Source organism: Deltaproteobacteria bacterium HGW-Deltaproteobacteria-2 (genome assembly GCA_002840505.1).
Taxonomy (GTDB): Bacteria; Desulfobacterota; Syntrophia; order Syntrophales; family Smithellaceae; genus Smithella.
The window spans coordinates 244,424-257,418 of the sequence record PHBC01000005.1; the positions used below are offsets into that span (position 1 = coordinate 244,424).

Consider the following 12,995-nt stretch of genomic DNA (forward strand, 5'->3'; position numbering starts at 1 on the left):
GATTTTTTATGAACAGTAATAAAAAATATCGTTGCCCTCGTGTAAGGATACGATTTCCAACTTAGTTGTACGAAACTTTAAAATTTTATCCGGCTTGAAACCATAATCGTTTAAGCCGGTGACTGCCGGTCACATAATTATTTTCTTGATTTTGAGTTCAAAAAAAGAAAGAACAACGTATTCAATTTATTGTTACTATGTGCAATAAGACGTGCAACGGCTTAATTGGCAAAGAAAAAAATATATGTTATGAATCTTTTGAAGAATATGTTTCCCGGTGATTACGAAACATTTAATAATAGAGGTCTTTCGAGAAATAATGACTACACCAATCATATCTATTGTCGGTAAATCCAATTCCGGCAAAACAACATTAATAGAAAAACTGATTCCGGAACTGGTTAAAAGAGGATATCAGGTGGCTACAATCAAGCATAATGTTCACGGGTTTGACATAGATCATGAAGGAAAAGACAGCTGGCGTCATAAAAAAGCCGGTGCCCATACAACGGTGATTTCCTCCGCTCAACGGGCAGCTTTAATTGAAGACCTGGATCATGATCATTCGCTTGCCGAAATCAGAGATAAATATATCAAAGGCGCGGACATAATTCTTTCCGAAGGTTACAAAGGCAATCCTTTCCCCAAAATTGAAATATTCCGTTCTGAACTAAAACGTGATTTGTTATGTAAAAAAGAAGATAATTTATTGGCCATTGCTTCAGATATAATTATGGATACCGGTGTTCCTTGTTTCAATATCAATGACACCAAAGGCATTGTTGATTTAATTGAAAGTAAATTTTTAAAATAGTTATCCACTAAGGGGCCTATTGATAGTAGGTCGGATGGGTAGCATATATCGATTGCGATAGAATAAGGATAAAAAATGTTTTATTTATGGAATAGTAGAAAGTTTAGAATATTTCTATTTGTTTTTCTGGTTTTTACGCTGGCTGCTTGCGCTACTGTGCCGCCACCTGTCCCTCCCAAGCCGGCCCAAATTGCGGTTGTCCTGGGCGGTGGTGGGTCCAAGGGTTTCGCGCATATCGGCGTGCTGAAGGTGCTGGAAGCTCAGAAGATTCCTATACATATGATTGTAGGTACGAGCGCCGGCAGTCTGGTCGGCAGTTTATATGCCTCGGGCAAGACCGCCTTCGAACTGCAGGGAATTGCCATGAAGATGGAGGCGGACAACGTGATCGATTATGATTGGAAGATATGGAAGGGCGGACTCATTAAGGGAGAGAAAATCGAAAGTTTTATCAACGCAAACATTCATAATACTCCCATAGAAAAACTGAAAATCCGTTACTATGCAGTGGCTACTAATTCCGCTACCGGAGAAGAAGTGGTCTTTGCCAGGGGCAATACCGGTATGGCTGTGCATGCCAGCTGCTCTGTGCCGGGCGTGTTTCAACCTTCGAAGATCGGAAACAGCACCTATATAGATGGCGGTGTGGTTAGTCCTGTGGCCGTTGATGTAGCACGCCGTAACGGGGCGGATATTGTCATTGCCGTGGATATTTCCGGTGGTATCAATACCAATGTGCCCGATGGAATCATGGATACGATGAGAAAATCTATAGACATAATGTATGCCCGAATTGCTGAATATCAGATTAAAAATGCCGATATCGTGATCCGTCCGAACATGAAGAATATCGGCTCCACCGATATGGATAAATTTAACGAGGCGATTTTTGAGGGTGAAAAGGCGGCCAGCGCAAAATTGCCGGAGATTCAGAAAATTATTGAAAAGCTGAAACGGGAAGGAAGGCTTTAGAAAACCAACAGGGATTGATATAAATAACAGTCCTCATTTTCAAAAACAATACGGGAAAATAAATCAATATGATCACTATAGGCGCAAGGGCCCATACAATTGAAGAACTTCTCGAGGTAGGCAAGCTCGGCTACCCGTTTGTGGAAATTTCTCTTAATGATCCCGAGACCGTTACCGGCTGGATCCCTCAGCTTCTGGAAATAAAAGATAAATACGATGTTTCATTTCTGGCCCATTATCCCAACGAAGATAATCCTCTTGATGTGAATGTGCTTCAAAATAAATTCCTTCCGCGCATCAAAGCTCTGATGGATCTGTCACGACGGCTTGATATTACCAAAGCGACTATTCATTTCTGGATCGATCAAAGGTGGCTCCCGGCAGATCTACTTCCCGGTAAGCTGGAGCTGCTGTCCCGGATAGTGGACTATGGCAATGAATATGGAATTACCGTTTGCATAGAGAATTTAAGCGAACGTGCGGAGAGCTTCGGACCGGCATTCGAGGCCATCCCTGATCTCAGGATGACTTTGGATATCGGACATGCCCAGCTTCTGGCGAAAAAGAACACATCGTTTCGTTTTATAGAAGATCACTTTTCCAGAATTGCTCATCTTCATGTACATGACAACCGTGGCGGAACAAGCGTTAAAGATGATCTCCATCTGCCACTGGGAGAAGGGATTGTGGATTATATCGCCATTATAAAATCCCTCATTGAAAAGGGGTATGATTCAACCATCACCATGGAAGTAAAACCCGGGGACATGTCCAGGACAAAAAAGTCTTTGGAGGATTGTCTCCGAAAGACATAGCGTGTTGTGCCTGCATCAGAAATAATCTCTTATCAAAAAGTAAAATAAATTATTCTAACTCCTTTATTCTCTTGAAAAAAAACACATTCTCATGTTAACGTAATCAGCAATTTTTTATGGAGGTTATTAAGACCATTAATTTAATACAATTACTGAGAGATTCTGTTCAAAAATATGGTGATCGCACCGCATTGATCAGCGATAAGCAATATATTACCTATAGTCAGTTAAACAGGGCAATAAACAGTGTTGCCGGTATAATTAAGCAGTCCGGTATTGGAAAGGGAGATAACGTGGCTCTCATGCTCCCCAACATACCGGAATTTGCTTACAGTTATTTCGGTGCACTTAAAAACGGGGCGGCTATTGTTCCGCTGAACACATCTTCCACTTCATTCGAATTAACCTATTTGCTGAACAATTCGGATTCCAAAATTTTAATAACCCAGACGTCCCAGATTAAAAAGTATCAGGAAGCTAAAGATAAGCTTTTATCTTGTCATCAGGTAATTGCCGTGGATTCATTAAATCAGAACGGCGAGCTATTTGCCGGTGCGGATAGCGATGATTCTTCTTTCTGTTCGGATAAAATTACTCCGGAAGATCCGGCTGTAATTATATACACGGCGGGATTGACGGGGAAACCTCTGGGCGCGTTACTTACCCATCACAATCTATGTGAAGAGCTCAATATGATTCAACCCATTTTTCGAAGAGGACCGGACGATGTCGGGCTTTGCCTTATTCCGTTGTTTCATTCTTTCGGAGCTACCGTAAATATGCTGAACGTCATTCAGGCAGGCTGTTCCACTGTCATGATGGATAGATTAACCATGGATAGTCTTTTTGGTGCCATTGAAAGAGAAAGAATTACATATATAGCAGCGGTGCCTCGCCTTTATATAGGAATGATATTATATGAAAAAGCGTCCAAATATGATTTGAGCTCTTTGAAAGTATGTGTCACCGGTGGTTCGGCCATGCCGCCTGAGTTCATACCTGTTTTTGAACAGAAATTCAATGTGCGCATTCTGGAAGGCTATGGTCTGACAGAAGCATCACCCGCCTGTTCTTTCAACCGTATAGAGAACGTTGCCAAACCAGGATCTATCGGTATCCCTTTGACCGGTATTGACATTAAAATTGTTGATGAATCCGGTCGGGAACTGCCACGCAATGAAATCGGCGAGGTTGTTGTCCGGGGCGGCAACGTTATGAAGAACTACTATAAAGATGACGTGGCTACCGCTTCAGTAATCAAAGACGGCTGGCTTTACACCGGCGACCTGGGCAGAATGGATGAGGAGAATTACATTTTTTTGACCGGTCTCAAAAAAAGAATGATCATTACCAGCGGATTCAACGTGTATCCGCGCGAAGTGGAAACGGTGCTGAACATGCATCCTGCAGTGCAGGTATCGCGCATATTAGGCAAGCCGGATTTAATGCGCGGCGAACTGGTTAAAGCGGAAGTTGTTCTCAAAGAAGGATATTCTCCCGACGATAAAGAAATTATCCGGTATTGTAAAGTATATCTATCCAACTATAAGGTTCCACGGGAAATTGAATTCGTGAAAGCGTTGTCTAATTAGAGAGTGAACTGCTATGGATATACTTTTACGAGCGGAAAATTTCATAAGCCGAAAATCTGATTCTAATTTAATCATTGCGATATTCGGAATTATTTATTTTGCATCGCAGATAAAAATCGCCTCAATCGTTCATCCGCTGGGTATTGATATGTTGCGTATTCAGACAACGCTATCGGGCGATACCTTCAAAGAAATAGCATCCGGATGGATTGCGTCGGGCCAAATCGGACTTTATTATAAGCATTTTTATTTCGATAATTTTCATCCGATCTGGTACAGCATATTCTTAAGCCTGCTCATCGCCAGAGCGTTTAAAATCAACAATATTAATCCGAAATTCAACGTCTTTATCCTGACACCGTTTGTCGCCGGCATCTGTGATTTTTTTGAAAACATGATGCATCTGTACTTGCTGGCTGACCTGCAACGCGCAACACCAGCGCTGGTAGCGCTTTCCGGATTGGCGACGAATACCAAATGGTTTCTGGCTTTATCTGGAGTCGCTATCGTTTCTATTCTGATAGGCATCTCGATTGTGAAAAATTTCATAACGAAGAAAAAATAAGTTACAGGAGATAGTTTACATGAAGTTGCTTAATTTTCAGGCTGAATCAGGCGGTGCGCCGAAGTTTGGAATTGTCATCAAGGGTTACGCTGTGTCTTTTGAAACGCTGCAGCAGAAATCCGGGCAAACGCGTATCCAGCTTGCGGATATTTATTCATATCTGAGAAACTTGCCGACAAGCGAAGACGCGGCGAGAGAATTTTTGAAGTACGGAGAAGCTTACATTTCTTCTTTCAATGATAGAGAAAAAATACCACTGGAAAAGGCTAAAATACTTTCTCCTGTACCCGTTCCCCGGGCGCTGATCGATTTCGGTCTGTCACCGCGCCATCTGGGAAATTCGGCGGCGACTTTAATAAAGCATGCATTTGGTTTTTTCGGTTCGATTATCGCGCCGATTGTTAAAAACAGAATAAAAGCGGCAACCAGCGGGAAGATGATTTATTACAAAGGCAACCATAACGCGATTATAGGAGACAACGATACAATTCATTGGCCGGCGTATTCGTCTTATCTGGATATTGAACCAGAACTGGCGGTGATTACCGGAAACGAAACGAGACCTATAGCCGGATATACTATCTTCAACGATTCGTCGGCTCGCGATGTACAGTTTAGGGAGATGATGGGATTGGGAGGTCCGGCCAGAAGCAAGGATTTCGATTGCAGTAACGGATTGGGACCGTTTATCGTTACTCCCGATGAAGTTGGCGATCCTCTCGCCTTGAATGTTAGGGTAAAAATAGGAGAGCGCTACGAATGGAAAGGGAGCACTTCCGAATATAGTGCGCGTCCTGAGAAAGCTGTTGAATTTCTTAAATCCGTTTTTACGCTTTTGCCGGGAACGGTTATTGGATTGGGAACAATCCCGGATTGCACGGGGCTGGACAATGATTTATGGATAAACCCCGGCGAGAAAATAGAAATCATTTTTGATAAGCTGGGAATTCTGAGACAGAACATTCCTGAAAATTTAGGTAAGATGGAACCATCACCTTGGGGAAATAGAGAAGAATTACGAAAATTCTACTAACTAATTTTTTAGTTAAATTATTATTCCGGCAATAAATCGGTATGTGTTTTTGCGTGTTCCCCGCTAGCGAGGGTAGAGGGTGGATGTTTTAATTTAACCGTAATTTTATCCACCTCCGTCACTGCGTGACACCTCCGCCGGCGGAGGATATGCAATGACATTCTTTGCTATTGCGAAAATGTATCGTTGGTGGAAATCCAGTAATAACTATTCTTTGCTTTTTAAATTTTTCTGCAGAAATTTTTTAAAATCGTTGTAATCGTTGGTGATGGAAACTGCATCGCCTTCTCTTTTGTCAATGTTTTTCATGCTCTCTGGAAGCGGCATGGTTAGTCCCAGCAATTTTTGAATCTCTTCCGGGAATTTTGCCGGATGCGCGGTTTCCAGACAAATGGCCAATTTTTGTTCTGGCGCTGTTTTGAAGTATTCAACGAGTCCCGCCCAGCCCACGGCTCCGTGCTGTTCCAGAACCACATTGTGGTTTTTGTAAACGCTTTTGATTGTTTCTCTGGTTTGCTCATCAGTGACGCTTACCGAGAAAATTTGTCGTTTCATTTCTTCCCAATCAGGGTATTTGTGAACTTGTCCTACGCGGTCAACTGTGCCGCCGTATAAGTCAAAAAAACGCGCCAGATTACTGGGATGTCCGACGTTCATCGCGTTGGAGATGCACGCACGCGAAGGAGAAACTTTATTGTATTTCCCTGTTGCCATGAAAATCGGGAATTCATCGTTTTCATTGGTGGGCATGACAAGCTTCGCCACCGGTAATCCCATACGGCGGGCGTATTCGCAACCAAGCGCGTCACCGAAATTTCCCGAAGGAACGGAAAAAATTGCCTGTTCATCTTGTTCAGCAAGTTGAGTGTATGCGTAGATATAATAAATTATCTGCGGAAGAATCCGGCCGAAGTTAATGGAATTAGCCGAAGTCAGATTGAATTTTTCCAAGTCCGCATCAGAAAATGCTTGTTTGACTAAATTCTGGCAGTCGTCGAACTTGCCGTCAACGCTTAATGCCTGAACGTTGCTGCCGATTGTGTCGAGCTGTTTTTTCTGCATATTGCTGACTTCAGTTGTCGGATACAGGATAGTGACATCAATTCCTCCAACACCCTTGAATGCTTCACCCACGGCGCTTCCCGTGTCGCCGGATGTGGCAACAAGAATGTTGAGCCTTTCGCCTTTCGGCCGGCAGTTGCTCATCAGTCTGGCCATCATACGCGCGGCAAAATCTTTGAATGATGCGGTAGGCCCCTGATCCAGACGCATTACATAGGTTTTAGATTTTACTTCTTCCAAAGGTACAGGATAGTTGTAAGAATCTTTGACAACTTTTTTAAGAGTCTCCAGCGGAAACTCATCGGCAAGAAAAGCTTTAGCAACAAGTAGTGCTGTATCGCTGTATGGCTTGCCTTTCAATTTCTGAATGTCTTTTAAGGAAAGCTGCGGAATAGTATCCGGCATAAACAAACCTTCATCCGAAGCCTGCCCTTTGAGCAGAGCTTCTTTAAAAGATACCTTGCCGGTGAAGGGAGTAATTCCCGCGACATTTTTCAAATTACGATTTGTGCTATAATAACAAATTGGCATTTCTTCTTTAAACTTATTTGTCTCAAAAAATCAATTTAAAAAAGATTACGATAATTCACGCTAAAGCAAGCTGCGGGGCATCATATTCGTCATTGACAGATAAAGCCGTTACTCTTATAAGCTCTGCTAGCAATAAAAATTTTGCCAAGTCAGGATGATAATGTTGCATGAGTAAATTCGCGTTTGTACTTAATCCTTTCAATATCCAGAATGTTCATGATTATAATTTCCTTTCTAAGCTAGCTCCTCCGGCAATCCTGAAAATAATTTTACGGCTGTTGCCGCCGTTTAAAATTCATTATGAAAAAAATTTGCGCTCCGCTCAAGGAACTGTAATCGATGGATGCTTCATCGTTTGTCCTTTGCTTTCCAAACAGGTGCTGGCGATGAAAGAGGAGACAGTTTTGCATAAAATATTAAAAGCGGTGCGGTTGGGAGAGAAGATCGGAGCGAGAGTTGTGGGGCTGGGTGCTTTGATGGGAATTGCCGGCAAGGGCGGGCAGATGATTGCTGCAAAAACATCCGCGTCTGTAACTACCGGATCCAGTCTTGCCGCGGCGGCAATTCTGGAAACATTGGAACACGCTGCAAATTTACGCAAAATTGATCTCATGAAAGCAAAAATTGCGATTGTTGGCGCGACAAACGCCATTGGCCAGAACTGTGCCCTGGGATTTTTGAACAAGGCTGATACTATTTTTCTGCTAGCGAAAAATACCGAAAGACTTACCGAACTCAAACAATTTCTTGTCACTCAAAAGTCCCAAACGCATGTCGTTGATAAGGGGCTTGCTTTGGACGCTGTGATTAGGGAAGCGGATATTATTATTTTTACAACGTCCGCCATAGAAGTGCCGTTTGTTGCAACAGTCAGTAACCTCAAAGAAAATGCCATTATCTGCGACATCCCCTCTCCGCGCAATATTCCGGAAGAAATCTGCAGAATGCGTAAAGATATTATTGTTATAGATGGAGCCGTGATCGAGCCTCCGGAATCGGCAAAAATCGGATTAAGGTTGCCGTTGAAAGAAGGGTTTATTTATGCCTGCATGGCGGAAACCATGATTCTGGCGTTTGAAGGCCAGACACAGGAAAATTTTTCCACCGGTTTTAAACCGGATTTGAATAAGATGGCCCAGATCAAAGCCCTGGCTGCCAAGCACGGCTTTAAAATTAAATTCACTAGTTTTGGCGTTCCTATTCTGCGATGAGCAAAACAACGCTCCGCATACACATTTTGTAACAATTTTTTTGCCGGTGTTAGTTCCTAAGTGAATTGTCATCACGATCAATATTCCCTTGACATACAAGGCTTTTCTCCATATAAGCCTTTCCCCAGCGCTCTAAATTTAAGAATTCAAATTTTTGTTAATTTCCTGAGGAGGTGTTTAATGACTGGTGAAACAAAAGTGTTCGGCATGCCGCCGGAAAGCGGCAGATGGTTGTATGTTGTGCTAGGATTGGTTATGAACGTTTGTCTTGGTGCGGTGTATGCTTACAGTATCTTTCTGGGACCTGTAAAAAATGCTTTCAATTCCTCCGCGTCCTTATCCATTCTACCCTTTATGGTTTTTCTGGCCTTCTTTGCTATTTTGATGTTTTTTGGTGGCCGTTTAATGGAAAAAATGGGGCCGCGCAATGTTGCAATCATCGGCGGTCTTATTGTGGGACTGGGATGGCTCCTTTCCAGCTTTGCTACCAATATTTGGTTTCTGATCTTAACATACGGTGTTATTGCCGGATCAGGTGTCGGTTTAGTTTATGGTTGTCCTATTGCTGTGGGTGCGAAATGGTTTCCGGATAAAAAAGGCCTTGCTGTCGGTTTGATAGTTGCCGGTTTCGGCGGATCAGCCCTGATTACAGGGAAAATCGCTAATGCCCTAATCCCATCTGTTGGATTATCAACAACCTTCCTGTATTTTGGAATAGCCTTCGGAATTATCCTTTTTATCCTGAGTTTGCCTTTAAAGTTTCCTGCTGCCGGCTGGACTCCCAAAGGCTGGAAACCGGCTGCCGGCGCAGTAGCCGCTGCAAATTTTACACCGGGCGAAATGATTAAAACAGGAACATACTGGGGATTGTTTTTATGTTTCCTTATCGGCGCGATTGCCGGGTTGATGGCTATCGGAATATCCAAGCCGGTCGGCAATGAAATTATCAAAATATCCGGCGAAACAGCAGCCACACTGGTTGGCGTTTTCGCTTGTTTTAACGCTCTGGGACGCCCGATTTTTGGCTTGCTTACTGATAAGATTACTCCCCGCTATGCGGCCATGTTGAATCTGGCCATAATTCTTATTGTTTCTATTATCATGATTATTGCCAAGGAAGGTGATACCAATCTTTATGTGATCAGCTTTGTCGGTTTCTGGATGTGTCTGGGCGGATGGCTGGCCATAGCTCCCACGGCGACGGCCACATTCTTCGGCATGCAAAATTACGCGCGTAATTATGGCGTCGTGTTCTTTGCCTATGGATTGGGTGCAATTGTCGGTGGCATCATTTCCGGTCAGGCCAAGGATGTTTTCGGAACATATACATTTGCCTTTTATCCGACAGCTGTTCTGGCGGCTGCCGGGATGGTTCTGGCGGCGATGTTGTTGAAACCTCCGAAGAAGGTATAGACACTGGTTCACTTGAAAATGAAAAAGCGGGCTTTTGCCCGCTTTTTTTTGCTGTCATTACAAATGGAAATCAGTTATCCTTAACATTTAGGAGACATTGTAATGAATACAAACAATGGCAAAAATGTTCTGGTTACCGGTGCAGGTGGATTTATCGGTACAGTCCTCTGCAAGAGACTCGTGGAGGATAAATTTAATGTTACCGGTCTGGCCATGTCCGGCGAAAAAACCGAAAATCTTGAGCAGATGGGAGTTGCCATTGTGAGAGGCAATCTTACCATGCCTGAAACGATCCGCGGCATTTGCGACGGAATCGATACCGTGTATCATCTGGCCGCGCGTGTCACCTACTGGGGTACCAGAAAAGAATTCTACGATACTATATACGACGCGACAAAAAATATTTTAGAAGAAGCTGCCGGCAAAGTACATCGTTTTGTGTATATCAGCTCAGTGGTGGCTACCGGCCTGGGTCCGAAGCACCGGAAGGGGCATAGGGAAAGTGATCCGGTTTATAAGACAGGCATCTTCTATGGCGATGCCAAACTCGATGCCGAAGGGCTGGTATGGAATTACCACCGCAACGGAAAAATTTCCGGCACGGTAATCAGGCCCACTAATGTCATAGGTCCCGCAAGCGTATGGGTCCGTGACGCCGTCGATAACCTGAACAAGCCGTTTCTTCCTCTCATCGATGGCGGCCGCTGGAGCGCTAGTCTCCTTTACGTGGATAATTTGGTAGATGCCTTCGTGCTTACCGGGACAAAAGAAATTGCGGCGGGGCAGACTTATCATATCAGAGACGATTATGCAGTTACATGGCGCCAATATTTTACAGACATTGCCGGCCTTATGGGAAAGAAGATCAAGGCAACGACATTCTTTTCGATACCTTTTGCCCTGGCCTGGCCCAGCGCCGGTTTTGTGGGGACGATCTGCGCTGCACTTCACATAAAGACAACCATGACCAGGCACAACGTTGCCATGATGGGTCGCGATAACGATATCGATAATTCGAAAGCGAAGCGCGAATTAGGATGGAATACGCGCGTGACATACGAAGATGCCCTGCGACGCATAAGTGCTTGGATGAAAAAAGAAGGGCTCGCGCCATAATCATGACGCTGACAATGCATATCAGTGCAATCGCCGGGCTTTACAACAAGGATTGCATTAGTGAAACTCCAATTTCCATAACGAAGTGTGTGGAAATTGGTAAGTTGAATCCCGACGCTGTCGGGACAAAGCGGAGAACATGATACCTCATCTCTTACTCTGAAGCTCATGTTCGTGATTGACATACAATTATGTTTTCATTATAATTTTGCCGCTAGGTGATAATCTTAGGTAATATCTTATTGAAACGATCTAACCAAAAGGAGGACACCATGAAGATTAGTGCGCGAAATATACTAAAGGGAAAAGTAGTCAAAATTTCAGAAGGTGCTGTGAATACTGAAATACTTTTAGAGCTTGCAGGCGGCGCTAAGGTTGTTTCGATCATTTCCAAAGAATCCGCGAAAAAGCTGGGCTTGAAACCAGGCAAAAAAGCTTATGCTATTATAAAAGCTTCCAATGTAATGATGGCTGTTGATTAATCCTTTTATTTTCGGACGCAACTTTGATGTTAAGTAAAGCGGGAAGACCTTCCCCCTTTATTTAATTAGGATACGGTATGAGCGATGAAAAATTGTACATTGTTCTGATGGGGCTACCTGCCCGTGGTAAATCCACACTGGCCGGCCGTCTGCATGATGCTTTCCGAAAAGACGTAATACCTACTCGAATATTCAATAACGGAAAACTGCGCAGGACATATCTGCCGCTTCATGAGACGGCGAGTTCCGAATTTTATTCCCCTCAAAATTTGGCCGCCGTGGAATTGAGGAAAAAAATCGCCCTCATGAATATGGAAAGGGCCAAGGCTTATCTGCGTAACAGCGGACAGATCGCGATTCTCGATGCGACAAATGCGGGAAGGGAGCGACGCGCAACAATAGAAAAAAACCTCAATGACCATCCGCTTTTATTTATCGAATGCATCAATGACGATGAAGATATTCTGAATCTAAGCATACAAGAGAAAATAAAACTGCCGGAATTTGCCCACCTTAAAGATAAAGCGGCAACAGAATTTTTGAAACGAATTGATTACTACCGCATGATTTATAAACCGTTGAAGGTTGAAAGAAATTACATTCGTATAGATTCTTTACAAAACATGATTATTGAGGAAAAGCACAGCGATGCGATTCCCTTTTATGACCGGCTGCGGGACTATCTTGTTACAGATGAAGTAAAGAATCTTTTTCTGATCCGGCACACGGAAACGGAATATAATATTGTGAATAGAATCGGCGGGGATCCACTACTCACAGAAAAGGGCAAAGCACAAGCAACTGCCTTAGGTCAGTTTTTTAAGAGCAAGAAAATTTCTTACATTTTTACCAGCAAAAAGCGAAGGACAATCGATACGGCCAGAATTATTTGTGAAATGCAAAATGATTGCAGGATAATTTCACTTAAGGAGTTCGATGAAATAAAAGCGGGAATCTGCGAAAGAATGACGTACGATGAAATCGAGGGAAATATGCCGCACGTCTTCAAAAAAAGAGGAGCAAACAAATACCATTATGTTTATCCCGAGGGTGAAAGTTACGAAACAATGAAGCCCCGAATCACACAAGGAATCAAAAAGGCGTTTTTTCTCAATAGGTATGGGATCAACATTATGATTATCGGGCATCAGGCCGTCAATAGGATGATCCTTTCTCATTTTCTTTACCGTAGGGAAGATGATGTTCCCTATATCTACATTCCTCAGGATCGTTTTTATCACATTGTTTCCACGCAGGACAAAAAACTTTTTGAGCTCAAACAATACAATTAATTATTGCTTGCACTGCTGGAGTAAAACAATAATATAAAACGCGGACTGTATTGAACAATACGAAAGCAGACTGATATTAAAAGTCTAATGATAATTA

General features: G+C 43.1%; 12 protein-coding genes. 11 read left to right on the top strand and 1 reads right to left on the bottom strand.

The features are described from left to right. Positions 1-319 precede the first annotated feature (319 nt). The 6 genes from mobB to CVU62_11785 all read left to right on the top strand — a co-directional run bounded on the left by mobB (position 320) and on the right by CVU62_11785 (position 5,791). Positions 320-814 (top strand): molybdopterin-guanine dinucleotide biosynthesis protein B, encoded by a 495-nt coding sequence (mobB, locus tag CVU62_11760; GenBank protein ID PKN37272.1) that lies wholly within the window; start codon positions 320-322, stop codon positions 812-814. A gap of 75 nt (positions 815-889) precedes the next feature. Then, the gene (locus tag CVU62_11765; protein ID PKN37273.1) at positions 890-1,786 is read left to right on the top strand and encodes a Patatin; all 897 of its coding nucleotides are present in this window, start codon (positions 890-892) and stop codon (positions 1,784-1,786) included. A gap of 68 nt (positions 1,787-1,854) precedes the next feature. Continuing rightward, positions 1,855-2,601, top strand: a complete 747-nt coding sequence (locus CVU62_11770) for a hypothetical protein (GenBank protein PKN37274.1) — start codon at positions 1,855-1,857, stop codon at positions 2,599-2,601. Between the two features lie 116 nt (positions 2,602-2,717). After that, entirely contained in the window at positions 2,718-4,193 is a 1,476-nt protein-coding gene (locus CVU62_11775) for a long-chain-fatty-acid--CoA ligase (protein ID PKN37275.1), read from the top strand. 13 nt (positions 4,194-4,206) lie between these two features. Continuing rightward, positions 4,207-4,758 (top strand): hypothetical protein, encoded by a 552-nt coding sequence (locus tag CVU62_11780; GenBank protein ID PKN37276.1) that lies wholly within the window; start codon positions 4,207-4,209, stop codon positions 4,756-4,758. Positions 4,759-4,777: 19 nt separating this feature from the next. Then, positions 4,778-5,791 carry a fumarylacetoacetate hydrolase gene (locus CVU62_11785; GenBank protein PKN37277.1) on the top strand — a complete coding sequence of 338 codons (1,014 nt, stop codon included), beginning with the start codon at positions 4,778-4,780 and terminating at the stop codon, positions 5,789-5,791. A gap of 207 nt (positions 5,792-5,998) precedes the next feature. Here the strand turns inward: CVU62_11785 and CVU62_11790 are convergent, their stop codons facing one another. Beyond that, entirely contained in the window at positions 5,999-7,384 is a 1,386-nt protein-coding gene (locus CVU62_11790; GenBank protein PKN37278.1) for a threonine synthase, read from the bottom strand. Positions 7,385-7,551: 167 nt separating this feature from the next. Between CVU62_11790 and CVU62_11795 the strand changes: the two genes are divergently transcribed. From CVU62_11795 to CVU62_11815, 5 genes are all read left to right on the top strand, one after another. Further along, on the top strand, positions 7,552-8,595 hold the full coding sequence (locus CVU62_11795; GenBank protein PKN37279.1) for a hypothetical protein: 1,044 nt from the start codon (positions 7,552-7,554) through the stop codon (positions 8,593-8,595). Between the two features lie 180 nt (positions 8,596-8,775). Continuing rightward, entirely contained in the window at positions 8,776-10,008 is a 1,233-nt protein-coding gene (locus CVU62_11800) for an MFS transporter (protein ID PKN37280.1), read from the top strand. 102 nt (positions 10,009-10,110) lie between these two features. Further along, on the top strand, positions 10,111-11,124 hold the full coding sequence (locus CVU62_11805) for a hypothetical protein (GenBank protein ID PKN37281.1): 1,014 nt from the start codon (positions 10,111-10,113) through the stop codon (positions 11,122-11,124). Between the two features lie 272 nt (positions 11,125-11,396). Beyond that, entirely contained in the window at positions 11,397-11,606 is a 210-nt protein-coding gene (locus CVU62_11810; protein ID PKN37282.1) for a transporter, read from the top strand. 77 nt (positions 11,607-11,683) lie between these two features. After that, entirely contained in the window at positions 11,684-12,898 is a 1,215-nt protein-coding gene (locus CVU62_11815; protein PKN37283.1) for a 6-phosphofructokinase, read from the top strand. The last annotated feature ends 97 nt before the right edge of the window (positions 12,899-12,995 follow it).

Bases quoted from the DNA above. Each gene is read 5' to 3' on its own strand.
- CVU62_11770 (PKN37274.1), top strand. From the start codon at position 1,855: ATGATCACTATAGGCGCAAGGGCCCATACAATTGAAGAACTTCTCGAG.
- mobB (PKN37272.1), top strand. From the start codon at position 320: ATGACTACACCAATCATATCTATTGTCGGTAAATCCAATTCCGGCAAA.
- CVU62_11780 (PKN37276.1), top strand. From the start codon at position 4,207: ATGGATATACTTTTACGAGCGGAAAATTTCATAAGCCGAAAATCTGAT.
- CVU62_11810 (PKN37282.1), top strand. From the start codon at position 11,397: ATGAAGATTAGTGCGCGAAATATACTAAAGGGAAAAGTAGTCAAAATT.
- CVU62_11815 (PKN37283.1), top strand. From the start codon at position 11,684: ATGAGCGATGAAAAATTGTACATTGTTCTGATGGGGCTACCTGCCCGT.
- CVU62_11775 (PKN37275.1), top strand. From the start codon at position 2,718: ATGGAGGTTATTAAGACCATTAATTTAATACAATTACTGAGAGATTCT.
- CVU62_11805 (PKN37281.1), top strand. From the start codon at position 10,111: ATGAATACAAACAATGGCAAAAATGTTCTGGTTACCGGTGCAGGTGGA.
- CVU62_11765 (PKN37273.1), top strand. From the start codon at position 890: ATGTTTTATTTATGGAATAGTAGAAAGTTTAGAATATTTCTATTTGTT.
- CVU62_11795 (PKN37279.1), top strand. From the start codon at position 7,552: ATGAGTAAATTCGCGTTTGTACTTAATCCTTTCAATATCCAGAATGTT.
- CVU62_11785 (PKN37277.1), top strand. From the start codon at position 4,778: ATGAAGTTGCTTAATTTTCAGGCTGAATCAGGCGGTGCGCCGAAGTTT.
- CVU62_11800 (PKN37280.1), top strand. From the start codon at position 8,776: ATGACTGGTGAAACAAAAGTGTTCGGCATGCCGCCGGAAAGCGGCAGA.
- CVU62_11790 (PKN37278.1), bottom strand. From the start codon at position 7,384: ATGCCAATTTGTTATTATAGCACAAATCGTAATTTGAAAAATGTCGCG.